Origin of the sequence: Arthrobacter sp. S39 (assembly GCF_004320525.1) — a bacterium.
GTDB lineage: Bacteria > Actinomycetota > Actinomycetes > Actinomycetales > Micrococcaceae > Arthrobacter.
Map to the genome: position 1 here is coordinate 301,059 of NZ_SIHX01000002.1, position 24,536 is coordinate 325,594.

The following is a 24,536-nucleotide window of genomic DNA, read 5'->3' on the forward strand; positions in this document are numbered from 1 at the left end:
CCGGCGCGGGTCAGTCTTCCGGCGGAAGGAGCCGGTCAACCAGCGCATCGACGTCGGCTGCGCTGAGCCGGTTCCCGGCGAAAACGATCCCGTACATCAGGGGTGCCACGAGGTGGTCCATGATCTCCGGCACGCTGGGTTCCTTGGCCTGCGGCCAGCGCTGCGCGATCTGCTCGACCTGTGCCAGGGCATAGCCGGCACAGGCACCGGAATGGCCCCCCTGATCGCCCACGAGGACGTCGCGGATGTACTGGACGCCCGTGGGGGATGACATTTCCTCATGGAACTGGTGCCCCCAGGCGCGCAGGTCCGAGTCGAAGGCGCCGGTTTCCTGCGGCACTTCGTCGGTCTCAAAATACTGGGCGGCCACATCGGCCAGGAGGGCGGGAAGATCGCCCCAGCGCCGGTAAATGGTGGACGGTGTGACCCCGGCGCGTGCCGCGATGAGGGGAACGGTCAGGTCTTCCCGGTTGCCGCCGTCCAGCAGTTCGTTGACGGCCAGATGCACGCTCTGCTGGATCCGGGCGCTCCGCCCGCCCGGCCGTACTGGGGTCTTAGTTGCCATGCCACCATACTAAAGCAAAGATATTGCTTTTAGCTCACCATCTCCGCTAGGCTCCTAAAAGCTAACCAATTGCTTTAGGAGAACCGCCAGTGAAAACCATCAATCAGGGGCCAGGCCGGCCGGTCCCGCCCGCAGAATCACGCCGGCGGGCGGCATTCGCGGTCTACGCCCTGGCGGCCATGTGCTTTATGGCAGCCTCGAGCGCACCCACGCCGCTGTACCGCGTTTACCAGGCCGAGTGGGAGCTGACGCCCGCGCTGATGACGTCCGTCTTCGCCGTTTATGCAGTCAGCCTCCTCGCCGCCCTGCTGACAGTGGGTTCGCTCTCGGACTACCTGGGGCGAAAGAGCGTGGTCCTGTCATCCCTGGCGCTAGAGATCGTGTCGATCGTACTGTTCCTCGCCGCCGCCGACGTCTGGATGCTCATTGCGGCCCGGCTGGTGCAGGGGCTTGCCACCGGTGCGGCAACGGCGGCGCTCGCGGCCGGCCTGGCGGACCTGAACCCGCGCCGCGCGCCCCTCATCAACAGCGTCGCGCCCATAGTGGGGCTCGCCGCCGGGGCCTTGGGCTCGGCGGCGCTGGTTGAGTACGGCCCCAACCCGCTGCATCTGGTGTACCTGGTTCTGCTCGCGCTCCTGGTCCTGCTGTTTGTTGCTGCCGCCCTGATGGCGCCTGCCGGAACGGCTTCGCCGGGTGTCCTAGCGTCGCTGCGGCCCACGCTGAGCGTCCCCGGGCCTGCACGGATTCCGCTTCTCGCCGTAGCGCCGGCGCTGGTTGCGGTCTGGGCGCTGGGCGGGTTCTTCCTCTCGCTGGGGCCGACCCTGGCCGCGGACGTCACGGGTTCCCGGTCGGCCCTCATCGGCGGGTGGACGGCCTTCGCGCTCACCATGAGCGGAGCGGTGGCGGTCCTCGTGCTGCGTACGACGGCGGCGGCCGCCGTCCTGCGGATCGGTTCCGTTGCGCTGGTGGCGGGGGTCGCCGTCGCCCTGGTGGGAACGAACACCGGAAGTGCGTGGCTCTTCTTCGCGGGCACCGCGGTTGCCGGCATCGGATTCGGCGCCGGCTTCCAAGGCGCGATGCGCAGTGTCATGCCGCTGGCCGAAAGCCATCAGCGCGCCGGACTGCTCGCGGCGTTCTACGTGGTCAGCTACCTGGCTATGGGCGTGCCGTCCGTCGCGGCCGGCGTCGCGGTTCCGTTCGCCGGGATCCGGACGACGGCGACGGCGTACGGCGCCCTGGTGATCGCGCTGGGCCTGACGGCCCTGATCGGGACGTGGACAGTACGCCCACGGAACCGGGAATCACAGGTGCCGCCCGTTACATTACAAACATGCGGGGCGCCACTAGACATTGGACATCCCATCTCCGGTAAGCTGTAGCAAGAGAGTCGCCTAGGCGACAAGGAGGAGATCACGTGGCCCTTGCATCGCGAGAAGTATCGCCAGCCCGTTTCAGCGCCCAGATCAGGTCCAACGCGCTGCAGACGCGGATCATGGAGCTCATCCTGGAGCAGGGCCTGGACGTGGGGGACGCGCTTCCCACCGAAAGTGAGCTGTCAGCCGAGCTGGGCGTGGGCCGCAACACGGTCCGGGAATCCCTGAAGGTGCTGCAGGCGCTGGGCGTGATTGAGATCCGGCATGGCTTCGGCATGTTCGTGGCCCCCAATAACTTCAGCGCCCTGGTATCGGGGCTGACGTTCCGCGGCCGCCTGTCGCTGCGGCACAAGGGCGAAGAGGCCATGGAGCTGATCGACGTCCGGCAGGCCCTGGAATCAGGCCTTATCGGTTCGGCGATCGAGCTCATGACCGCCGAGCACCTCGCGGACCTGCGGGCCACCATGGAAGCCATGGAGGCGGCAGCGGCCAAGGGTGAGGCGCTGGCCGAGCACGACGCCGAATTCCACCGCCGGCTCTACGCGCCGCTGAACAATGAGCTGCTCATCAACCTGATGGATGTGTTCTGGCAGGTCTACCGGCAGATCCACCAGGCGCTCGGCTCCGGCCCGGTCAACCTCGAGGAACAGGCCCGCGTCCACTGGGACATCTACGAGGCCGTGGAGAAGAAGGACAAGGCGCTGGCGTCCGAACGGCTGCAGCGCCATTTTGACGGCATCCGGCTCAAGCTTAAGGATGTTGCTTCGCGGTAGGGCCGACCGTCCGGCCACGTGCCAATTCGCGTTGCCCGCGGTGGCGAGGGTGTCGGCAGGACCGCCTGTCAGGTTGGAGTCTAAGAGTGTCGGCCGGAGGCGTACGGGAAACAGCCATCAGACCCTAATCTGACAGTGTTTGAGTGGCAGCCTGACGTCAGGTTGGGGTGTGCCCCAACTGGACAACCTCGCCAGTAAGAGCGCCGAGTTCTCTGGTTTCTAACGAGCCTGCCCGGTGGTTCCTACTGCCCTGCAGTTAATTTCATGGGTTCAAGCAGGGCTGCTAAGCGGTTGGTCAACCTGACGTCTATTGTTTTGGGGTCGCGGCGGCGGGCGTGTGTGGCCAGCACTTCGTGAACATAGATCGCGTGGACGTTCTGTGCCATGAGACGCGGCGGCGACGGACGGAGTACCCCGGCGTCCTGGCCTCTGCGGATGACCCGTTCGACAAGGTCGTGCCAACGGTCGCCCTGTTCCAAACCGCGCTGGCCGAAGTCTTCCGGGCTGAAAGAGTCCCGCACGTACACGTAGCCGCTGTCAGGGTCCCGCTTGTAGAGCCCGGCAAGGGATGTGTACATCGTTGTGATCCTGCCGATGTAGTATTCGGCGGTGCCATTCTCGGTGGTGTCTTTGGCATCCTCGTCCAGGCAGGCTTGCAGCACGTCGTTGAAGAACTCCTCGTAGATGAGGAGAAAGAGGTTCTTTTTGTTGACCACGTAGCGGAAGAGCGTTGCCTCGCCGATGCCGGCCCTGGCGGCCACTTCCTTCGTCGTAATGCTGTCGTACTCCTTTTCGGAGAGCATCTCACGAGCGACAGCCAAAACGCTTTCCATGGTCTGGCGCTTCTTCCGCTCACGCAGAGTCAGGGGGCCGTCAGATATAAGGGACACAACTGCAATTTACCAGCCCATGATGAATAGCGGCGATAGCCACGGTGGGTGACTGCAGGCCCGACAGCCTCCCGTTTAGCCTAGCGTCCTCGTAGTCACCACCCGATGCAAGACACGAGCTTCTTGGCACCTAGGGCAACCTCCTAAATTTGAGTTCGCTGTTCTTAGTGCAAGACCAGCTGAAGATCACCCGCTCCGGCCCGGGCAGGCCATGCACCCGCCGCCCCACCGTGCTGGCAGCGACAAAGGCATACTCATCAAGGGCAATCCGGACCCATTTCGCGACGGCGAACGAAACTTCAATACCTTCAAACAGTGGCAGGCACTTTAACCCTTGTGCCCTCCCTCACTAAGTGATGTAATGAAAGTGCACTCCGAAAGGATGACACTTTCAAATTAGCTCGACTTGCGGAAGGAAAGCCATGACTACGCTCGCTGTCACTGAATCACTTGACCTCAAAGAGGTTTTCTCAAAGTTTCCGACTGGGGTAGCTGCGATCAGCTCGATGGTACAAGGGGTTCCTAAGGGACTTGTGGCCTCGTCGTTCACGGTAGGAGTCTCCATGGATCCACCTCTCGTTTCCTTTTCGGTTCAACACACGTCCTCTACTTGGCCTGTTCTCCGTAACGCCGAAAGGATTGGTGTCTCCATCTTGGGATCGGAGCAGCAGGAAACATGCCTTCGGATGGCATCGCGCAGGGCTGACAAGTTCGATGACATCCTTTACCGCGTCAACGATAACGGAGCGATCATTGTCCCTGGCTGTTCCCTGTGGCTGGAGTGCTCCATCTTCGCGGAACTTCCCGCCGGAGATCATTCGGTGATACTCCTCAAAGTGGAATCTGCGCAAGCCTATTCGGACAAGAGTCCCATCATCCTCCACGAGTCCCTGTTCAAGTTTCTAGAGGCCCCGCTAGCAATCTAAGCCGCCAGGCCCTTTGTGAAATTGCTGGCATCGAAGGTCGTCATGGCGGACAGGGGCAGAAGCGGATTTCCCCACTCATGGAGACGTTTCCGCATCATTCGATCCGGCCGGCCTTGCTGAACTCATGATGCCGTCCAGAAATAGGGGGACAACTGGACGGCTGTGAGACCCGCTAGTTACTCCTAGCCGATGTTGCACCGACGTCCGGCGAAAAGGGGGAGCCGGTGCTGTTTACCAGCCGCCCTCAGCGACGCGGTGCGGCTGAGAATTCCGTCGACGTTGCTGCGGGAGGCCTTGGCTACGACATTGACATTCAGGTTGGTCCACGACTGGGATTGGGAGCCGTTGGGGTAGCCCCCTTGGCAGCAGTACTAAGGAGTTGGGCTTCGCCTTGCTTGCTCTACCAGTTCCGTCAACCAGGGGCGGTGGCCGCGATGAAATGTCATCCCGCTGGGCAGCCCCTGGATGGACGGCAGCCCGTTGACGATGTCGATGGTGAGGCGGCTGTCGCTCATGGGGGCATTACTGATGTGGAGGTCGCCATAGGATTCCGGGAGGACGGGATCCATCCATAGACCTCCGCGTGAAACGTGGGTGTCGTACTGCATCAAGCTTGTAATAAGCAGGATCGGAGCCGTCGCGGACCAAGCCTGCGGCGAGCAGGCAGTAGGGTAAGGAATCGGTTCCCTAAACCTTTCCCGTTCGAAACCGCAGAAGAGTTCCGGAAGACGACCATCGCAATAATCGGCCGCCTCGAGCAGTGCCGTTGCAACTCGTTGAGCTTCGGAGATGAAACCATAACGAACCAGGCCCGCCACGATAATGGCATTATCGTGTGGCCAAACCGAGCCGTTGTGGTAGCTTGCAGGGTTGTAGGCGCCCATATCGCTCGCGAGTGTCCGAATGCCCCATCCGCTGAACATCTCCGAAGACATCAGCCGTTCAACCACGATTGGTGCCTTGTCTTCATCGATTAGACCAAGCCACAGGCAGTGGCCCATGTTGGACGCGCACGCGTCTACCTGCCGCTTACTGCCATCAAGGGCGATGGCATAGTAGCCCCGTTCGGGTATCCAGAATTTTTCGTTGAAGCGCTTTTTCAAGTCAGCTGCGCGGGCAGCACAGGCATCTCCCAGATTTGTGTCTCCGGCGTCATATGCCATCCAAGCGCGCGCGAGGTAGGCGATGTAGACGTACGCCTGAACTTCACAGAGCGCAATTGGAGGTTCAGCTAGGGTACCGTCTGCAAAATTAATCCCATCCCAAGAGTCTTTCCAGCCTTGATTGATGAGTCCTTGGTCATTCAGCCGCTCATACTCGACAAACCCGTCTCCATCCCTATCTCCATGCCTACGGATCCATTCCAGTGCGCGGTCGGCGTGCGGAAGGAGGTTGGTGATGGTATCTGCAGAGAATCCCCAGCGACTGACTGATCCTAGGAGCATGACGAACAGCGGTGTTGCATCTACGCTGCCGTAGTAGATGGACTTGCCCCCTAGGGAAAGACCACTGGAGATGTCCAGTCTGACTTCGTGGAGGATCTTGCCCGGTTCTTCTTCGCTGATCGGGTCGACTTGGGTACCTTGCCGGTCAGCCAATGTCTGAAGCGTCCCCAAAGCTAAGGATGGATCTACGGGAAGTGCCATAAGCGAGGCCCAGAGCGAGTCTCTGCCGAACAGGGTCATGAACCACGGCGCGCCAGCGGCCACGACGACGCGGTTTTGATGGTGAGGATCCTCTATGCGGAGAGCGCCGAGGTCGTCGTAGCTGCGGCGTAGTGTTCGTTCTATGGAAGGGCTGCCGATTTGCAGCACCGGAATCTTATCGACCCATTCCTGTCGACGGCGGTCGCTCGGTGACACTCCTCGGGTGTCTTCCAGGCTCCCCGAAGGCTTGGATGACGAGGGCCCATCCAGGAGTGGAACGATCCTGACTGTCGTCTTCCAACAGGCATGTGGTGCGATCTCGAACCGGAATGACAAGCCTTCCGGTTCGATCTTTGCGCCCGGAGCTTTGACGATCACACCCTTCCGCGCGTCACGCCATGCAGCTCGGATGACGAGCGACCCATCTTCAGGCTGGCGGATCTCGTCCCATCTTCGAGGAGTGCGTGCCTCCTTCACCTCAAAGAGGTCTGCAAAATCGCAGGCAATGCTTAACGAAACCTCGCATACCGCCGGCTTGAGGGAGTAGTTCCACACCGTAATTCGCTCCGTTACCCCGGCCTCTACTTCCCGCAGTCTTTCAACGATCAGTGGGCTGTCAGCATACTCGTCGACTCGAGTGACCCGTCCGACGAAGAGTGCCCTGTATGGCTCCTGCGTTTCGGACGCTAAGGCCTCCAGTGATTGGCCGTTAATCGTCAGATTCCACCCCGAAACCATACGTGTGTCCTGAAGGAAGACTCCGTGAGCGGATCCTTCATGGATGTCGCCATTCGACAAGGAGATACAGAACGAGGTTCCCTCCACCAAGGTCACAGTTCCGGCACCCAGTGGCCCGGCTGCTGTGTCATTGTTCCATCCAGCCATCCTTGTTTCCTCCAAACAAGTGCCAATGAACGCCTAGGTCGGACTGGAGCCTTTGCAAGTCCTGCTGGTATTTCTCTGTTTCAAGTTACGCCCGTCACTGGGACCCACGCTATAGACGGCAGGTTGAACATCCGGCGGCTTGCGGGCAGCAAGTTCGTCCAGAGTGAATCCGAAACGTTTGCCGTTCGGCTTTGACCCTTGCGCCATTTCAAGGGCGATGTGACGTCGGCGTGTGCCGGCGGGAGCTTCTTCCTCACTCGTCAGGGCCCCTACCCAGTCGCCTCCGGGTTCGGCCCTTATTCCGATCTGGGCGACAGGACGTAGCCTGACAATGAAGGGCCTCGATCCGGCCCGGTTGGGCCCACGCGCCGGTGCATTAGGGGCTGATGGGCCCTCCAAGAAGGGAACGAGGTCCACGTTTCTTGGAGGGCCCACCGCATTGCCGACCGTTCCAGTTGCGGGAGCGGTGGGAAGGTATGAACGTCAGTCGGCGTAAGGGTCCGCGATACCTACATATTGGGTGTAGAGGTACTCTTCGATGCCTTCGATGCCGCCTTCACGTCCCAGGCCGGACTGCTTGACGCCGCCGAAGGGGGCGGCAGCGTTGGAGATGACGCCTGCGTTCAGACCGAGCATGCCGGTCTCCAAGCGTTCGCTCATGCGCAGGCCTCGGTTAAGGTCCTTAGTGAAGACGTAAGCTACCAGACCGTATTCGGTATTGTTCGCCAAGCGGATGGCGTCGTCCTCGCTGGAGAATGTAACGATTGGTGCGACGGGGCCGAAGATCTCTTCCTGCAGTATGCGGGCGCCGGCAGGAACATTTTTCAGTATCGTGGGCTGGTAGAAGTATCCGGGACCTTCGACGGCTGCTCCACCGGTGAGGGCCATCGCTCCTCCGTCCACCGCCTCCGTGACGAGAGCGTGGACGCCGTCGCGGGCCTTTGCGTCAATAAGTGGTCCCACCTGGGACTCCGGCTCGGTACCGCGTGCGGTGGTGAGGTTGCTGATCTTGGCGGCGAACTTCTCCGCGAAGGCATCGGCGATGGCTTCGTGCACAATGAAGCGGTTGGCCGCGGTGCAGGCCTCGCCCATGTTGCGCATCTTCGCCGCCATAGCGGCCTCTACTGCCTTGTCGAGGTCTGCGTCTTCGAAAACCACGAACGGGGCGTTGCCGCCTAGTTCCATGGAGGTGCGTAGGACCTTGCCAGCGGCTTCGCGGATGATGGCCTTGCCCACCGGGGTGGAGCCGGTAAAGGAGATTTTTCGGAGACGGTCATCCTTGATCAGGGGTCCTGTGACTGCACCGGCGGTGGAGGTTTGAATCACGTTCAGGACACCGGCGGGAAGTCCGGCTTCCTGCATAACCTGGGCGAAGAGCAGGCTTGTCAGCGGGGTGAGGTTCGCTGGCTTGAGAACCATGGTGCAACCAGCGGCGACGGCGGGGGCCACTTTGCGGGTGGCCATGGCCAGCGGGAAGTTCCAGGGGGTGATCAGCAGGCACGGGCCTACCGGCTTCTTCTGCACGAGCAGGCGGTTCTTGCCGTCAGGGGCCTGGGAGTAGCGCCCGCTGATGCGTACAGCTTCTTCGGAGAACCAGCGCAAAAACTCGGCCGCGTAGGTGACCTCGCCGCGGGCTTCGGTCAGAGGCTTGCCCATTTCCAAAGTCATCAGCAGGGCGAAGTCCTCGGCGCTTGCGGTTACCAATTCGAAAGCGCGGCGCAGGATCTCACTGCGTTCCCGTGGTGCCGTGCGTGCCCAATCTGCCTGGGCGGCAGTAGCGGCCTCGAGGGCGGCCGCACCGTCTTCAGGACCGGCGTCGGCAATGCTCAGCAGGATCTTGCCTGTTGCTGGGTCCTCGACGTCGAAGGTCTTCCGGGATTGCGCCGGGAGCCACTGACCGTTGATCAGCAAACCCGTGGGTATGGAAGCCAACAGTTCACCTTCGCGTGCTTGGCTACTGAGGGGTGGGGTGGTCAGTGATGACACCATAGGGGATGTTCCAATCATGTGAATAGTTGTTGGGGCTTCTACTGTGGTGGGCAATTGCCGTTCAGGTATTCCAGGGCGACGGGGTCAATAGTGAGGCTGACGTTGAGGCCATGCCGGATGTGTGGTCCGTTGAAGCTCGGGGTCAGGCAGCCCGAAGATATTGAGTGCTCAGGTCTTAGGGGTTTGTTGCCCGGCCAGCGGAGTTTACTGGGGATGTGATGGATTCGATGAGGCAGCGCCGAATGAGGCGTTTACTTAGCCCCGTCCGACGCGCGAGGACTTGATGGGTTGGACGACGGCCGGAGCTGATCTCCTCAGCCAACACCGTGTTGACTCGTTGAATGGCCCATGCTGGCATCTTGTGATTAGGCAATGCTGTTCCTAAATTCCTAGTGGTGCTGTCCGGGGAATTCATTCGCCGTACATGAGGTTGGACAGAAAATTCTCCAGGTCAGTTCCGCTGCGACGACTGCCGCCCACGGCAGCGCCGGCTTCGTCGAGCCCCTGTGTCTCCTTCTCCATCTCTGTCTCGAAGTCGGTTCTGTCGCACTTAGTCGTGACGGTATGAGTCCCAGCTTCGCGTTGCATGGGGTGAGTCCCTTCAATCCTGTCGAGGCTTGCTCAGCTTGAAGCCGCTCCGGATGGCTGGGACTGCTTTGAGGGCAGGGCTGAGTGCATGTCCTCATTCAGGTCCATTCCGCGGGTTTCTTTCATTTTGAAGCCGACGATGATGGTCAGTAGGGCAAGTGCAGCCAGGTAGACGTAGAAGACAGAGGCCAGGCCGATGCTGGTCAGCCAGGTGTACAGATAGGGTGCCGTGCCCCCGAAGACGCCTGCCGCCAGTGACGTCATCACACCTACCACCCGTGCCCGGGCAAATGTCGGTGCCAGTTCGGCCATCAGTGCCGGATAGAAGCCAACGGCGAGGGCCCAGGCCGTGAGGCCCAGCCCCTGGGCGACGAAGAGGGTCCAGGGCTGGTCGGTGAGAATCATCTGGATCGGCACGATCAGCAGGATCACCGCGATACCGAGCGCCATGACCATGGGGCGGCGTCCCACCTTGTCAGACAGGTGGCCGAACAGGACGAGGAAGAACAGCACCATGAGCTGGGCCAGCAGACTCGCGATGTAGGCGCCGCCCGGGTCCATGCCCTTCAAGGTGATCGCGTTCACCGGGGCAAAAGTTACCCAAGTGTAGTAGACGACGTTGGTGCAGGAGGAGAGAAGGAAAATGTAAATGCATGCCTTGTATACCCTTGCACGGTCCGCCGGTGACATTTTGCTTCCGGTTGGCTTCTGATGCTGGTCGGATTTCTGCTCGGTGAACACATCGGTTTCCTTGGCAAAACGCCGGAGGACGAGTACGTACAGGGCGAGCAGACTTCCGAGTCCGAAGCCGATCCGCCAGCCCCATTCATTCATTACCGCGCTGCCCAACAGGTTGCTCAACAGGGCGGCCGTGGCTGTGGCGCCCATAACGCCGATCATCACGCTGACGTAGACGACACTGGTCCAGAGGCCCCGGCGTTCCTTAGGGGCAATTTCAGCAACATAGGTGTACGAGACGCCGGCTTCGCCGCCGTGGGCCAGGCCTTGAAGCATGCGCAGCACCAACAGGATGACCGAGGCCCACGCCCCGATTTGGTCGTAAGTTGGGACCAGGGCAATGGCAAGTGTGGTGAACGAAAGAGTCATCATCGTGACCAGCAAGGTAAGCCGTCGTCCAACTCGGTCCCCGAGCCGGCCAAAAAAGAAGCCGCCAACTGGACGGGCAATAAAGCCGCCGGCGAAGACGGCCATGGTGGACAGCAGCGCGGACGTGGGGTTGCTGTTGTCGAAGAAGTTGGCGGCCAGATAGGTGGAGAAGATCCCGTAAAGGGTCCAGTCGAACCATTCCAGCATGTTTCCCGCAGCTGCGGCCCGTACAGACCGGAGTCGGTCCTTCATGGATAAGGCTGCGGCCCCACTCGTATGCAAACTACTCATGATTTATCCCAAAGCTATGGCGACAACGGGAAGCGTCATCGCAACTGTTATCAGACCTGGAGAGGCAGAGCGTTCACCTATCGTCGACACGTTCGCGGAGCGCGACCTGCACGAGATAAGACAATTATCTACCTGTAGGATCCCGGCCGCATGGACGGCCGAATGAAATACCGGAGTGCACTTCGTTAGGAGCGCACTCCCAGTAGAGCATGATCGTGACGTACGGCACAAGATGCACTTCGTAGAATTCTTTCGCCCATCTCGGCGCTTCACAGTGAGACCCATTCGTGCTTTACTGAGTGCGTACTTCGATCGGAGTGTCCGATCACTTTTAGGACTCTAGGAGCCGATGATGAGTAAGCGCATCAGTCTCAATGCATTCAATATGGCGACTCCCGGGCACCAGAGCCCTGGGTTGTGGCGGCATCCCCGAAGCAAGACCGAAAATTACACTCAGCTGGACTATTGGACACACTTGGCGAAACTCCTCGAAAAGGGCCGGTTTGACGCTCTATTCCTGGCGGATGTCCTTGGCCCCTACGACGTTTTCGAGGGTTCTGCTGCTCCCAGCCTGCGCGACGGCGTGCAGATTCCAGCTAACGATCCCATGATGTATGTGTCTGCGATGGCGGCTGCGACCCGGAATCTGGGATTTGCCGTCACGGCGGCGGTGACATTCGAAAACCCTTACGCCCTCGCACGCAGGCTCTCTACTCTCGATCACGTAACATCGGGCCGCATCGGCTGGAACGTGGTGTCCTCTTACCTTAATAGCGCCGCTCTTAACCATGGAATGTCCGGGCAGATGGCCCACGACCAACGGTATGAGCTGGGCGAAGAATTCATGGAAGTCGTTTACAAGCTCTGGGAAGGCTCGTGGGAAGACGATGCTGTGGTCTTTGACCGTGAAAGGGGCGTCTACGTTGATCCTGAGAAGGTCCACCCCATTGGTCATGCCGGGGAATATTTCAATGTGCCGGGCTTCCACATGTGCGAACCGTCTCCGCAGCGGTCTCCTGTCATCTATCAGGCCGGCGGTTCACCGCGCGGTCGCGCCTTCGCTGCTAAACATGGCGAAGGGCTCTTCGTTAACGTTCTGAACCCCACGCTCAGCCGTCAGATAACAGGCGACATCCGGGCAACGGCGGAGGCGGAGGGCCGTAACGGCGACGAACTGAAGATTTTTTCCCTGCTGACGGCTGTCGTGGCCGATTCGGACGCGGCCGCTGAACGAAAGCTTGCTGAGTATCGCAAGCATGCATCCCATGCGGGCGCGATGGCCCTCTTTGGCGGGTGGTCAGGCGTTGATTTGAGCAAGTTCCCGCTGCACGAGCCGCTGAAGAACCTGGAATCAAATTCGATCCAGACCGTGGTGAACCTCTTTACCAAGGCCGACCCCTCGCGCGAGTGGACTCCGGCCGCTATTGCGGAATATCTCAGCATCGGCGGGATGGAACCCGTCATCGCCGGCAGCCCTGAAACGATTGCCGATGAAATTGAACGCTGGGTCGACGAAGGCGACCTTGACGGCATCAATCTTTCGTACGCTGTCTCACCGGGGGACTATGAAGACTTCGTGGAACTGGTGGTGCCGGAGCTGCAGAAGCGGGGCCGGGTCTGGAAGGACTACGAGGGCTCCACGCTGCGCGAGTACGTCCGTGGGGAAGGCAACCCCCACGTCTCGTCAACTCACCCCGCTGCCAGCCACTCCATCTCCAGCCGGTTTGCCCCCAGCTAAAACAGCACGAACCGAGGTGCGGCTGCTACGTGCAGCCGCACCTCGGTTCCGTGACCGTCCTCATCAAGCGCGTCGACGCCCCGGAAAGGCCACCATGGCAGGCACAGCAACGGTTGCTGCAGTCAGCACCAGACCTCACACCAAGAGTGCAGTCCTGATTATCTGCGTCGCGACACTGCTCAGCATCAGCGTGTGGTTCTCTGCCTCATTTGTCATCAAAGGCATTTCCGCTCAATGGCAGGTTCCGGACAGTCAGCTCTTCTGGGTGACGTTTGGTGTCCAGGCGGGCTTCATTCTCGGGGCCATCGCGTCCGCGCTTCTGCGCCTACCAGACCGACTCAGCGCTCGGGTACTCTACAGTTCCTGCGCCGCTGGCGCCGCCACAGCCAATCTCCTGCTTCTAATGTTTCCTACCTTCGAGGCCGCACTGGCGCTGAGGCTGGCCACAGGAGTCTTTCTGGCGGGAATCTATCCTGTTGCCGTCCGAGAAACTTTGGCGTGGGTAAGCCCCGGACGGCGAGGTTTTGCCTCCAGCACACTGCTCGCCGCCCTGACCATCGGCTCCGCAGCTCCGCACCTAATCAACGGTGTGGGAAGCGCGGATTGGCGGGTTGTCATTATTGCCACGAGTATCTGCTCAGTTGTCGGCGGCCTAATGTTCCTTCTTGTACCGGGGACCGCCCCGTACAGGGACACCGGAACCCGCGTCAGCCTGCGTCAGGGACTTGCCGTGCTCAGGAACCGCAAAGTCCTGCTGGTAAACTTGGCATACTTCAGCCACATGTGGGAGCTCTATGCCATGTGGACGTTTGTGGGGGCCCTGTTCGCCCACCGTATTTCCGGCGGTGCGGCGCCTACTGGCCTGGTTGCGGTGGCTTCTTTCATCATCATCGCTTCGGGTGCTTTGGGATGTATCGCTGCCGGGCTCCTAGCCGACCGCTTTGGCAAAATCATCATTTCGCAGATGTTTATGCTGCTTTCAGGTGCGGCAGCGACCTTGGTGGCGATAAGCGCCACCTGGGGACCAGCGGTTTTGCTGTCCTTGTGCATCCTCTGGGGAATGACCGTTATCGGAGAGTCGGCTCTTCTTTCTGCCCTGCTCCGCGACCATTGCCCTGAAGCCCATGTTGGCAGCGCGCTCTCGGTGCAAATGGCTGGAGGCTATGCAATCAGCGCCGGCAGCATCGCCCTGTTCCCGCTCCTTGCCGGGGCCCTGAGCTGGGAGCTGGCAGTGCTTGCGCTCGTCCTTGGCCCGGTGGTCGGAATCACCCTCCTCCAGTTGCTAAAGTCGGGGCCGCGTCCGCAACGTGGTAATCGCACTGAATCAGCCACAAGTGGCAAGTTTGCATCGTGTCCCTGACAGCAGACGGCTCCATGACCCTGCGCGAGCGGAAGAAACGCCAGACCATGGAAAGCATTTTGGCTGCCGCTCGCGAAATGCTCTCCGAAAATGAATACTGCAGCATTACGACGAAGGAAGTGGCCGCCAGGGCCGACGTCGGCGAGGCAACGCTCTTCCGCTACGTGGTCAACAAAAAGAACCTCTTTCTCCTCATCTACGAGGAGTTCTTCAACGACGTGCTGCAAGCCTGCCTGGACGAGGACGCCAAAGACACCACCGAAAATGGCACGGCAAATTACTACATCGGCAGGATCACAACGATGTACACATCCCTTGCAGGGCTTTACAAGCGGGACCCCGACAGCGGCTACGTGTACGTCCGAGACTCTTTCAGCCCGGAAGACTTCGGCCAGCGCGGCTTGGAGCAGGGCGACCGTTGGCACGACCTTGTCGAACGGGTCATCCGCAGAGGCCAGGACGCCGGAGTCTTCCGTCCATCACCGCCGCGTCTCATGGCACAGAACGTCCACGCGATCTATGTTCACGAAGTGCTGGCCACACACGCCCGCCGCCGCGACCCCAAAACAATAGACCAGCGATTAGCGACGCGCATCTCCGCACTGGCTGAAACACTGACGAGCTGAAGCACCGCGGTCGAACTGACTTTATCTGCAGCTTCCATTGCTCCTAGGACATGGACGGCCCTTGTATTGGCCGCCAAAATTGCCCTCCCACCTCTTGTGAAACTTCATCTGCAAACGCATAATGAAAGTGCACTCCGAAGAGAGCTTACTTTCACAATCACTTTGGATGTCTCAGCCACAGTCGAAAGGAACGAAATGTCTGTCATCAATGTCTCTGAATCCCTGGATGTCCGCAAAGCCTTCTCCAACTTTCCCTCCGGCGTTGCAGGCATTTGCGCAATAGTGGACGGAGTACCCAAAGGCCTGGCTGCATCGTCGTTCACAGTTGGAGTCTCCCTTGAACCGCCGCTGGTCTCTGTCGCCGTGCAGAATAGCTCAACTACCTGGCCCTTCCTCCGCGAGGCTGAACGAATCGGGGTGTCCATCCTTGGCGCCGGTCAAGAGTTAATCTGCCGTCAACTGGCCTCAAAAAATCCGGACAAGTTTGACGACATTTCCTACATTTCGACAGACGGGGGAGCCATACTAATCCCCGGCTGCTCGCTCTGGCTTGACTGCTCCCTGTTCGCCGAGTACCCCGCCGGTGACCATGCCGTGGCGCTCCTGGAAGTACACGGTGCCGATGTTCACCTCCAGGAAAGCCCAATCATCTTCCACGATTCCAAGTTCAAGTCCCTTGACCTAGCCGGCTCCCGCTGAGCCGAAGGTAGAGAGACAAGCACAACTACCTTCATTCGATGAGGGCCGGTTCACTCACCTGCTTGGCTTCCAGCAAAGGAGCAGACATGACCTCCAACTGGCTGCGCGATCGACCCCGTATTGGCCAGACCGCACAACTGTCGCGAACCATCACTGAAAAAGACATTTCGCTGTTCACTGAAATCAGTGGAGACCGAAACCCGCTGCACTACGACCTAAACGTGGCAAAGGCATCCCGGTTCGGAGAGATCGTCGTCCAGGGAGGTGTAACCAGCGCCATCCTCAACGCCGTTGTCGCCGAGGAACTGCCAGGACCGGGCACGGTCTTCCTTAACGTTAACTGGAACTTCAAGGCGCCTGTACGGCCAGGTGACGTCATCACCGGACAGGTAGAAGTAACCCAGGTGCGAGAGGATAAGCCCATTACCAACCTCAACACCACAGTGGTACGAGGAGATGGCACCGTCGTACTCGAAGGAACAGCCATCTGCTACACCATGCAGACAAATGAGGTCCGTTGATGCCGACCTGTGAGTGGTGTTCAAACGCCTGACGTCACCTCGACTTGCCCGTAACGGCTGTAAGGCTAAACACCCACGGCGTCGTGCACCTCACTTCTGCCGGATGATCGGAATTTAGGCAACGCCAAGACGGACAAAGTTCGTTTAGCATGCCGGCACCGCACCCTTCCACGAATACCTTCCTATGGGGCCGCTTGGCCTCTTGCTTCCATCGACGTTGCGCGTAGTTGCGCGTCGCCCACATCGGCCCCTGACCTTGGCTGCCGTCGAAAAGCAGGCAGCTGGAGCCGATGTATTCCCGGGCACCCAGGCGGCTCGAATTGCGGTAATTCGGGCTAAGCGTGAGCACCTCAACGGGGTTTTTGCCATGACCTACCGATCGGCCAGCCTCACAAGAGGGGTGGCGTGCAGGCTGCCATGTCCTGATGGGAGTCTGACAAGCGCCCCCATAGTGAACTGACGCCGCGCCGCCGGCGCACACGCCCACGCTGAACGGGAAAGGTGCGGCGGACCATTGTGCATCGGACCCGCTGAGTAAATCCCTGCCATCACTGAGCTCCGGCGACAGTGGTTACCGCGGTCCTGACCAAAGGTGTGGAACCGCGAGGCCGGCGGAATCATTCCGCTGCGAGGTCAGCGCCGGACGCCTCTCGGATCCTGGCGTGCGATCGTGCCGAGGCTGTGGGACCTGGAGAGCCGGTGACAGGGGCACAGATCCAGGCGGCCCGGGCCTTCGACCGCCGCTGTGAACGCGACGCCGCCGGGATATGATCCGCACCGACCGTTCAAAAAACTCGGCAGGATTCCGACGGTGGCGGCTGGCGAGCCGACCCTGTCCAAAGCCCGGCAAGCCACCGCACATCACTACCAGAAACTGGTTTTCGACTACGTCCACGTCGCCGTAGGTGACTACACCCGCTTCGCCTACGCCGAGGTATGCCCGATGCGAAAGGCCCTGCACGGGGTTCCTCACCAAGGCTGCAGCCGCCATGGCAGCCCACGAGGCACCGGTCAAACGCGTCCCCGGGCGCCAAGCACCGTCCTGATCAAGTACCGCCACCCCTGGCAAAACGGCAAAGCAGAACTTTAACGCAACCTTCAGGAAGGCTGCGCCCAGCGGCAACCCCTCAACCTCAAACAGGCACACACCCACGCCCTGCAACCATCCCTAAGTTCTCTACAGCACCCCCCGGCCTCAGAGCAGCCTCTGAGGCAAGCCGCCCAATCAGCACGCGCAATCAACCTACTGGCTGAGTACTAGGCGAGGATCCGCAGATCCTCCCCTGTAGCGGCGTGTTGGGGAGCGCCAACGTAAGTTGCGAGGTTGCTCATTGCTGACTAACGCCATTGCCTTAGCCGAGCTATTTCAGCGGCTACCTCGGGCAGGTGCTTTCGCTCGTTGAGGCCCCGGGCCGGATTTAGCCTGGTGCTACTTGACCAAGCCGCAATTTCTGGCTGTGCTTCACGCCGCGAAGCGCTGTTGAGGCTGGCGCTGGTTAAGGAGAGCAGATCATCAACGTGTCCGGTGTAAATCACCGGCAGCGAAAGATAATTCTTCTCTTCGTCATCACCTCGGGTCGCTTCTACGACGGCTAATGTCGCAGCGCTCCAGCAGGCGTATCCAAGAGTGACATATTGCAACGACATCCGCCCTGTTTCAAAAACAGGTTTTGGCGCAATCGTCCCAAGCCCTGTTGCTGTGCAATCAACGTAAATTTCACCTAGCGGTCGGGCTTCGTGGCCCCGAAAAAAGTCAATGCCGCCGCTCCTAATGCGTTGGACGCGGCCGCTGCGGGACACGCGTTCGATGGAGGCCAAGCGATGGAACTCCGACTTGCTGATTGTTGCACCGCGAAACTGTGTCGGCTCAACAGTTCGGTCAAGCCGAAGGAAGAGGCCGGCGTCTTCCAGTTGGTGTGCGAGGTCTCGACCAGTCGTTACCTCTGCTGCTGCCTGGGCCAAGGTGCTCTGATACCGGAGCCGGGTGTGTACGAGATCGAGAGGCTGAGTCCACGAGCGATCAATGTACCAACCATCGCGCGAGCGGACCCACGAGATAGAGTTAGACAATGGTCGCTAACGCCGGTGCATTGGATGCCGCCCCCGTGGCACCTGCAAACTAACCTCGAACGAGAAGCCTTCCAGCGACAAGAGGCCGGGGCTGGTGCCGTCACTGGTTATGCCCACGTCACCTTGGATGACGTGGGCATAACCATCGACGCTCAGACCTGCATGACACGGGGCGTAAGGTCCCGGTGCACGCGGCGTGAGGGTTCGGCTCCAACATGTCCAAGGCTTTAGGCCTTGGTGGTGCACCCTTCTTAGATGGCTGTGTGGGTTGCTACGGCCCGGACAGCGGCTGTTCCCTTGAAGCTGTTGTCGGGAAAGCCCTGGAAGTACGAGTCCCGGAGCAGGAAGAGGCAGGCAATCGAGATCGCGACGAAACCCATCAGGTACACCGCGATGGACAACGACGTTCCAGTGGACGCCAGCAACCATTCCGAGATGGCAGGGGCAAATCCTCCGCCGATGATTCCTCCGACCGCGTAGGGAAGGGATGCAGCGGTGTACCGGATGCGGGGTGGAAACAGTTCCGCGAACATAGCGCTTTGGGGACCGTAGGACACCCCCAGGGAAACAGCCAGAACGAAGACTGCGAAAGCGAAGGCGAGGATCGAGCCTGTATCGACCAGAAGGAACATCGGCACGGCCCACAGGCCCATAAGGGCGTAGCCGATAATCATCGTCTTCTTCCGCCCGAAGCGGTCCGACCATTGGCCTCCCAGGACTGTGGAAATGATCCAAACGACGGCCGCCAGCATCAAGACGAACAGGACGGGCTGCGGATCCATGCTCAGGGCGTTGGATGCGTAGGAAAGGAGGTAGCCAATCATCAGGTACCCGGCGAGAATGTTGGCGACGAAGGAGCCCCCGGCCAGGAACATATGTTTGGAGTAGTGCTGCAGTGCTTCCTTCAGGGGCACCCGGACTTCGGTATGGGACTCCCGGACCTCGGCGAAGACCGGGCTTTCGGAAACTGAGGTGCGGATCTTCAAGCCAATCAAGACCAGGACCACACTTATAAAGAACGGAATCCGCCAGCCCCACGACTGGAACTGCTCAGGGGAAGTGAGGAACTGTATAAGGAAAAACACCCCGGTTGACAGGACAAGCCCGGCTGGCACTCCTATCTGAACGAACACACCGTAGGCGCCCCGTTTCGTTGAAGGGGCGTGCTCCACGGACATCAAGGCAGCGCCTGCCCATTCACCACCGGTGCTGAGGCCTTGCATGAAGCGGAAGATAACCAGAAGTACCGGGGCGAGGACCCCGATCTGATCGTAGGTTGGCAGCAGTCCCATTCCCAAGCTGGCGGCGCCCATAACGGCAAGGGTTCCCACGAGGGTGGCTTTGCGTCCGTAGCGGTCTCCGAAGTGACCGGCGATGACGCCGCCAACGGGACTGGCGATGAAGCTGGCGGCTACCGAGCCGAGGGACACGATGAGCGCGTTGGGACCCAACGCACCGAAGTACTGGGTGCTGAAGATCAAACCGGCGGCGGAGATGTAAGCGAACGATAAATACCATTCGATGGTCGAGCCGATTCCGCTGGCAAGGCGGACCTTGAACAGTTGCCGTGGGTCGAGCCCTTGACCTTTAGGTGAGGCGAGTGGTGATGACATGAATTTCCTCAATCGATAAGTGCTTGCTTGTGAAACTGAGGGCAGGCAGGTTCGCTGGATGCGTGAGCTTTTGGTCGCGTGCAGTGAACTGCCGTCCCGGCGGGGACTGTCACCCGCCGGGGCGTCTAGGAGGAGTGCAAAATGCTGCTGAACCCGTCCTGCCAGGGGACAGGTTGCGGTCAGGAAACCAGGACGGATTCCACGGTTTCAGCCAGGGCCAGCAGCGCAGGGTCGGTCAAGAAGCCGCCTTCGAGAGTCATCCCGACGGGAAGACCTTCGGCCGAGCCTGCGGGGAGGGTGACCATAGGAACGCCCATGACGGTTCCGGGTGCAGTGTGGCGAGTAACGGTAGGGAAGATCGGCAGATCCCGGCCGTTCAGCGTCAGGGTTTTGTCGAGCCCCAGATCCGGGGGTAACACCGGTGAAGTAGGGAAAATCATTGCGTTCACACCCGCCTCGGAGAGAACTGAGGCGTATGCGTGTCGCAACTGCCATCTGGCTTTCATTGCCTCGCGGTACTCCTCGAGCAGGACAGGATCATCCCGCAGGTGCCGAAGAAGGTTTGCCACATCCGGAGACGACGTGCCGGCGATGACATCCTCAAACGTCAGCCCGCAGTAGGGCGCGTCCAGCCCGCGGAGGTAGGCGAGAATTGAGCGGGGCGCCTCCCACCCGACCACTGTTCTGCCGATCTCTTCAGCGTGCTTGAGCTGACGGGGTAGATCCACGTGTTTGAGGCGGACGCCCGAACGGGTGAGTGCATCCAAGGCCTGCTCGGCAACTTTTCCGACTGCGGGATCCAGGTCCTGGTAGAAGTAGTTTGCTATGCCGACTACCAGTTCCGACGGCACCGGCCGTGCAGGAACCCGGGGCTGTTCAGAGATATGTTCATCTGCAAGGCGGAGATCGGCCACTGTGTTCGCATGTGTCCCGATAGTGTCGCGTGTCCAGCTCAAGTGGAGAACCCCGTCGCCCTGGTAGCGGCCAAGGCTGGGCCGGAAACCGACAACACCGCAGAACGCTGCCGGGATTGAGATAGAACCTCCCGTGTCGGTTCCAAGGGACAGGGGAACTGTGCCGTCGGCTACGGTCGCAGCACTGCCACCCGATGAGCCTCCTGCCGACAGGAAGGGATTGACGGGGTTGCGCACAGGACCGAAAGCGCCATTGTTGCTCGTGATGCCGAACGCCAGTTCGTGCAGGTTTGTTTTGCCCACAACCACCGTCCCGAGTTGACGCATCCGGCCTACAACGCCGGCATCAATTTGCGGGATGGAGTTGGCGAGAAAGCTTGCGCCTCCTGTTGTGGGAAAGCCCGCCACGTCGATGTTGTCCTTGACCGCTATCGGGATGCCGGACCAGGACGCTTTCCCGGCTGCCTTCACTTCCGCATCGATGTCGCTCTCATCGGCAACAAAAATATAGGTTCCGTGGCTGACTGCACTCTTCGCGGCTGCGGCCCGGGACTCACATGCAGCATCCCTACGGGCGTTTGGGTCGAGGGTAAGCCACGCTGCCAAGGTCATGGTCATCAGTGGGAAGTCCTTTGCGCTGAACAAGAGGGGCCGGAAGAGCCGAAAACCACTTACGGGTAGGTAAGTATGTAAGAAAATCTTTACCCATTAACGCATTGTGAGGCGGACCACGTCAACCTCCGGTGCAATAAATGTCCTGAGCAGGAAGTACAAGCGAAAGTCCGGATGGGAGTCCGCAAGCTGCCTGGAAGGCCCTCACGGCGCCCGCACGTTCAGTTCCCGCCAACAGAAGTCCGCACGACTCCTGGCAACTCGATGGGACGGAAGCCGCTTGCTGTCACCTCGGCCACCCCGGTGGGCAGATGCTCACCGCCGTGACGCTTCAGAAGGCGTTGACCCCCGGCTCCTCCTGCCCGGATGACGGCACCTACAGCGTCCGGGTCTACAGTCTTTGCGACCTGCACCCCTTGGGCATAAAGGGTTATGGTGTCGAAGACCGCTTTGGCCATGCTGCTTAGCCGCGGTGCAATGTCCCCGAACCTCGCCCTGTAACGTCGTGCTGTCTCGTCCATCTCATCGGATAACGCGGGCATGAAGTAGTCCTGAGTAGACCAGATGCCTTCCGCTTCATCCCGCCCAGTATGATCGAGAATCGATTCATCGAAGTTTGTAGCGAGTGTACGGAACCGGGACCGCAGGCCTGCTTCGTGAAAGGCCCGCTGGAACATCACAGCGTCGAGGCCAACAAGAGACGAGAGGATCAAATCGGCGTCGCTTGCCGCTAACCGCGCGATAACATCGCTGAAATTGTCACTTCCCAGCGCTTGATAATGTATGCCCGCGACCGTTCCCCGATGATACTTAATGAGCTCCTGCGCCACCGTGCCAATGGAGCGGGGCCACACATAGTCGGAGCCCAGAATGAACCAGTTGCTGGCCGCGGACGAGTGCATTATGCCAGGCACAGAAGTCGTGAGTTGATCCAACGGTGTTTCACCAAATTGAAAGACGTTGCGTCCGACGTCGTTGTGCTCACTGAGCGCAGCAGATAGAAGCAATGTTCCCCGGCGTAGCGCTGCTGGCCTGATTAACGCCATCGAAGCGGACGGCACGCTGGCCACCACGACGTCACAGCGTTCGGACTGAACCAGTCGTTCAAAGAGCTGCAGAGATGTAGTCGCATTCGTGCGTTCGTCAGCAACAACCAACTCGGCATTGCCGAAACCGAAGGCGCCCGCGTCATTCAGTTCATCGATAGCCATCCTCGCGGCGTTTACGATGGCACGCCCCACTATGCCGGCGGCCCCTGAGAGGGGAACAAGAAGGCCAATGCGCGGTCCTGTTCTCTCCCCATCTGCTGGAGTCAGGGTGATGCCGCCGGATAGGAACCAAGGCAGGCAGTCAGAGCCGAGCTGAACGTGGACAGTGACAATACTTCCAGCCTCTTTGGCCTGCAGTGAAAACTGGATTCGCCCGGTCCAAGGCGTCTCCTGATAAACGGTTATACGACGTCCGGGTTGGATACGGGCAATTCGTCCGGACGATCTCACCGCGGAGCCATCGGGGTGAGGAAGGCTGAAAATTACTGTTTCGCCAACGCGCAGGCGTCCGCAGTGTTCAAGTACCGGCCAGGCGCTTGCACTTCCCTCGGCGAGGTTTGCCCATAGATGCTCAGGAGGCAGCGTGGAGGACGCCCGGACAAAGAACGAAAGATCGTTCATCGCTTTGACCTAACGTTCAGTCAGGATGGCCATTGCTCAGGTCGTGCCATCCTCGGCGCGCTGGACAAAAGCATCCAGGTCTCGCTGGTAAACGGAGTGCAGGAACTGAACGACGTCATCAGCGCGGTTGGGCCCCAAACTATAGAAGCGAAACTGCCCCCGGCGCCTTTCGGACACCATTTCCGCACTGCGCAGTACCCTCAGATGCGAGGAAACGGCGGCCCGTGTCATTTCGGGAAAGTGCTGGGCTATTCCCGTCACCGGGAGCTCTTCCTCTTCACTCAGCAATCGAAGGATCGAACGGCGAGTCGGATCGGCCATAACCGAGAAGGCCAAAGCGGCATAGTCGGGCACCGTTCTCCTCCTCGATGATCACGCAGGTTGCAGCTCTACTGCAGAAACTCTTCTCATCCACTGTAGCCCAGCCGGTAAACAGCTGCCTACGTATTTACGTACCGGGCACAACACTGGTGGTCGCCCACGGCATAGTTTGTCGAACGTGCCAGGTCAGCAGTCCGGGGAATTCGCATAGAACGACCCGGTCGATACCAGCGTCATCGCCAAAAGCAACCTACGGGCAAGCAACCGCCAAGGCCGGTTCACGACCGGCGTTTTTCCCGGCTGGCTGGGACCTTCCAAACAACCAGTCCTTCGGAACGCAAAAACAATTTGCGCCCTTCCCCAGCTGCCAAATGAAGCCAGAGAATTGTGCCTTCCTCTGTGACTGCATCGACGCGACCAGACACTTCAGGTCCATCCTCAGGGAGGATACAGACGTCGTCTCCTAGTGCCAGCGTTGCCCAGTCCCCTACGTACTCAGCATCCGTTGGAGGTAGAAATTTCGGCTTGTGGTCATGCACTTTCGACGCTCCCTGGAACCTTGACAGTGATCGTCTGCGAGCCACTGTGCCCCCAGACCCTACGCAGTCCGACGCGGACGTGCCGCACAGGCTGGTTCAGTTGCCCTGAAACTGGCACCCTTGCGGGCCAGGACCAGACGGATAAGCCACGTTTTTCTGCCTTTAGTGGCAGAAAGAACGTCCAAAACGGTATCCATTAATCTAGTCCCTGTAGGGGTCGGCGATGCCGATGTATTGGAGTGGTGGTGTATTCGGCGATGCCTTCTGATCCGCCTTCGCGGCCCAGGCCGGATTGTTTTACCCCGCCGAAGGGCGCTGCGGCACCGCAAGGGAAGCCTTTGGGGATCGAGGGTTGAGTCAGTGGCGCCTTGTCTGGCGGGGACCGGGATGAATGGACTGCTGGCGGTGGTGCCGATGTTGTGCCGGCACTGGCAGTGGCCTCGATAAGCCCCTTTTCTGCCCTCTCCCCTCGCCACTTTGGCAACGCCGATAACGGATATTCCGTCAACCTGATTAAGCTCGACAAGCTGACGCGGTTATTCCATTCCGTCCACAGTTGGAGTCAATTCGGGTTATCCACGGCTGAGAGTCGGGAGCCGTTGGCTAACTCCCATAGCAGCAGTAGCTGTGGATAACCCATAGGAATTGTCCGCGGCTTTGGGCGGGCGGTGCGACCGAACCTCTCACTCGACCAGGTCTAAGTCCCGTATTTTGCTGCCCAGCCGAGACGCCTCTGTCAGGTTTGTGTGTAGCTCATGGATAGGCGGGACCATGCTTGCACCGAAGGCGGTTCGTGCGCTCATTCATAAAGCCTGCCTGC

The 24,536-nt window shown here is 60.0% G+C and carries 19 protein-coding genes and 1 pseudogene; 9 read left to right on the forward strand and 11 right to left on the reverse strand.

What is annotated here, in order from left to right:
* Positions 1–10 precede the first annotated feature (10 nt).
* The gene (locus tag EYS21_RS05320; RefSeq protein ID WP_131132157.1) at positions 11–565 is read right to left on the reverse strand and encodes a TetR/AcrR family transcriptional regulator C-terminal ligand-binding domain-containing protein; all 555 of its coding nucleotides are present in this window, start codon (positions 563–565) and stop codon (positions 11–13) included.
* An 89-nt stretch (positions 566–654) separates the two neighbouring features.
* Here EYS21_RS05320 and EYS21_RS05325 point away from each other — a divergent pair, with 89 nt between their 5' ends.
* Together EYS21_RS05325 and EYS21_RS05330 are read left to right on the forward strand one after the other, a co-directional pair.
* The gene (locus tag EYS21_RS05325; protein ID WP_207307684.1) at positions 655–1,944 is read left to right on the forward strand and encodes an MFS transporter; all 1,290 of its coding nucleotides are present in this window, start codon (positions 655–657) and stop codon (positions 1,942–1,944) included.
* A gap of 35 nt (positions 1,945–1,979) precedes the next feature.
* On the forward strand, positions 1,980–2,711 hold the full coding sequence (locus EYS21_RS05330) for an FCD domain-containing protein (protein ID WP_131132158.1): 732 nt from the start codon (positions 1,980–1,982) through the stop codon (positions 2,709–2,711).
* A gap of 242 nt (positions 2,712–2,953) precedes the next feature.
* Here the strand turns inward: EYS21_RS05330 and EYS21_RS05335 are convergent, their stop codons facing one another.
* Positions 2,954–3,601: a TetR/AcrR family transcriptional regulator gene (locus tag EYS21_RS05335; RefSeq protein WP_131132159.1), complete on the reverse strand. Its 648-nt coding sequence runs from the start codon at positions 3,599–3,601 to the stop codon at positions 2,954–2,956.
* 422 nt (positions 3,602–4,023) lie between these two features.
* Between EYS21_RS05335 and EYS21_RS05340 the strand changes: the two genes are divergently transcribed.
* On the forward strand, positions 4,024–4,527 hold the full coding sequence (locus EYS21_RS05340) for a flavin reductase family protein (RefSeq protein WP_131132160.1): 504 nt from the start codon (positions 4,024–4,026) through the stop codon (positions 4,525–4,527).
* 371 nt (positions 4,528–4,898) lie between these two features.
* Here the strand turns inward: EYS21_RS05340 and EYS21_RS05345 are convergent, their stop codons facing one another.
* The 3 genes from EYS21_RS05345 to EYS21_RS05355 form a co-directional block, all read right to left on the reverse strand.
* On the reverse strand, positions 4,899–7,058 hold the full coding sequence (locus tag EYS21_RS05345; protein ID WP_131132161.1) for a glycogen debranching N-terminal domain-containing protein: 2,160 nt from the start codon (positions 7,056–7,058) through the stop codon (positions 4,899–4,901).
* 483 nt (positions 7,059–7,541) lie between these two features.
* Positions 7,542–9,047, reverse strand: a complete 1,506-nt coding sequence (locus EYS21_RS05350) for an NAD-dependent succinate-semialdehyde dehydrogenase (RefSeq protein WP_131132162.1) — start codon at positions 9,045–9,047, stop codon at positions 7,542–7,544.
* A gap of 621 nt (positions 9,048–9,668) precedes the next feature.
* Positions 9,669–10,994, reverse strand: a complete 1,326-nt coding sequence (locus tag EYS21_RS05355; RefSeq protein WP_207307685.1) for an MFS transporter — start codon at positions 10,992–10,994, stop codon at positions 9,669–9,671.
* A gap of 391 nt (positions 10,995–11,385) precedes the next feature.
* Between EYS21_RS05355 and EYS21_RS05360 the strand changes: the two genes are divergently transcribed.
* The 6 genes from EYS21_RS05360 to EYS21_RS23350 all read left to right on the forward strand — a co-directional run bounded on the left by EYS21_RS05360 (position 11,386) and on the right by EYS21_RS23350 (position 17,067).
* Positions 11,386–12,771, forward strand: a complete 1,386-nt coding sequence (locus EYS21_RS05360; protein WP_131132163.1) for an LLM class flavin-dependent oxidoreductase — start codon at positions 11,386–11,388, stop codon at positions 12,769–12,771.
* Between the two features lie 94 nt (positions 12,772–12,865).
* Positions 12,866–14,131, forward strand: coding sequence for an MFS transporter (locus tag EYS21_RS05365; protein ID WP_131132164.1), 1,266 nt, complete (start codon positions 12,866–12,868; stop codon positions 14,129–14,131).
* Positions 14,122–14,757, forward strand: coding sequence for a TetR/AcrR family transcriptional regulator (locus EYS21_RS05370; protein WP_131132165.1), 636 nt, complete (start codon positions 14,122–14,124; stop codon positions 14,755–14,757). The genes EYS21_RS05365 and EYS21_RS05370 overlap by 10 nt, the downstream gene beginning before the upstream one ends.
* A 195-nt stretch (positions 14,758–14,952) precedes the next feature.
* Positions 14,953–15,456: a flavin reductase family protein gene (locus EYS21_RS05375; RefSeq protein ID WP_131132166.1), complete on the forward strand. Its 504-nt coding sequence runs from the start codon at positions 14,953–14,955 to the stop codon at positions 15,454–15,456.
* Positions 15,457–15,542: 86 nt separating this feature from the next.
* Positions 15,543–15,977, forward strand: a complete 435-nt coding sequence (locus EYS21_RS05380) for a MaoC family dehydratase (RefSeq protein WP_131132167.1) — start codon at positions 15,543–15,545, stop codon at positions 15,975–15,977.
* A 745-nt stretch (positions 15,978–16,722) separates the two neighbouring features.
* Entirely contained in the window at positions 16,723–17,067 is a 345-nt protein-coding gene (locus EYS21_RS23350) for a hypothetical protein (RefSeq protein WP_165478258.1), read from the forward strand.
* A gap of 248 nt (positions 17,068–17,315) precedes the next feature.
* Here the strand turns inward: EYS21_RS23350 and EYS21_RS05385 are convergent, their stop codons facing one another.
* The 6 genes and pseudogenes from EYS21_RS05385 to EYS21_RS05410 all read right to left on the reverse strand — a co-directional run.
* A complete protein-coding gene (locus EYS21_RS05385; RefSeq protein WP_165478259.1) occupies positions 17,316–17,939 on the reverse strand; it encodes a hypothetical protein in 624 nt (207 codons plus the stop codon).
* Positions 17,940–18,298: 359 nt separating this feature from the next.
* Positions 18,299–19,660: an MFS transporter gene (locus EYS21_RS05390; protein ID WP_131132169.1), complete on the reverse strand. Its 1,362-nt coding sequence runs from the start codon at positions 19,658–19,660 to the stop codon at positions 18,299–18,301.
* Between the two features lie 179 nt (positions 19,661–19,839).
* Entirely contained in the window at positions 19,840–21,192 is a 1,353-nt protein-coding gene (locus EYS21_RS05395) for an amidase family protein (protein ID WP_131132170.1), read from the reverse strand.
* Between the two features lie 215 nt (positions 21,193–21,407).
* Positions 21,408–22,856: an ABC transporter substrate-binding protein gene (locus EYS21_RS05400; RefSeq protein WP_131132171.1), complete on the reverse strand. Its 1,449-nt coding sequence runs from the start codon at positions 22,854–22,856 to the stop codon at positions 21,408–21,410.
* 36 nt (positions 22,857–22,892) lie between these two features.
* Positions 22,893–23,210, reverse strand: a complete 318-nt coding sequence (locus tag EYS21_RS05405; protein WP_131132172.1) for a metalloregulator ArsR/SmtB family transcription factor — start codon at positions 23,208–23,210, stop codon at positions 22,893–22,895.
* Positions 23,211–23,917: 707 nt separating this feature from the next.
* A pseudogene (locus tag EYS21_RS05410) lies at positions 23,918–24,038 on the reverse strand (aldehyde dehydrogenase family protein); the annotation flags it as partial.
* Positions 24,039–24,536 lie beyond the last annotated feature (498 nt).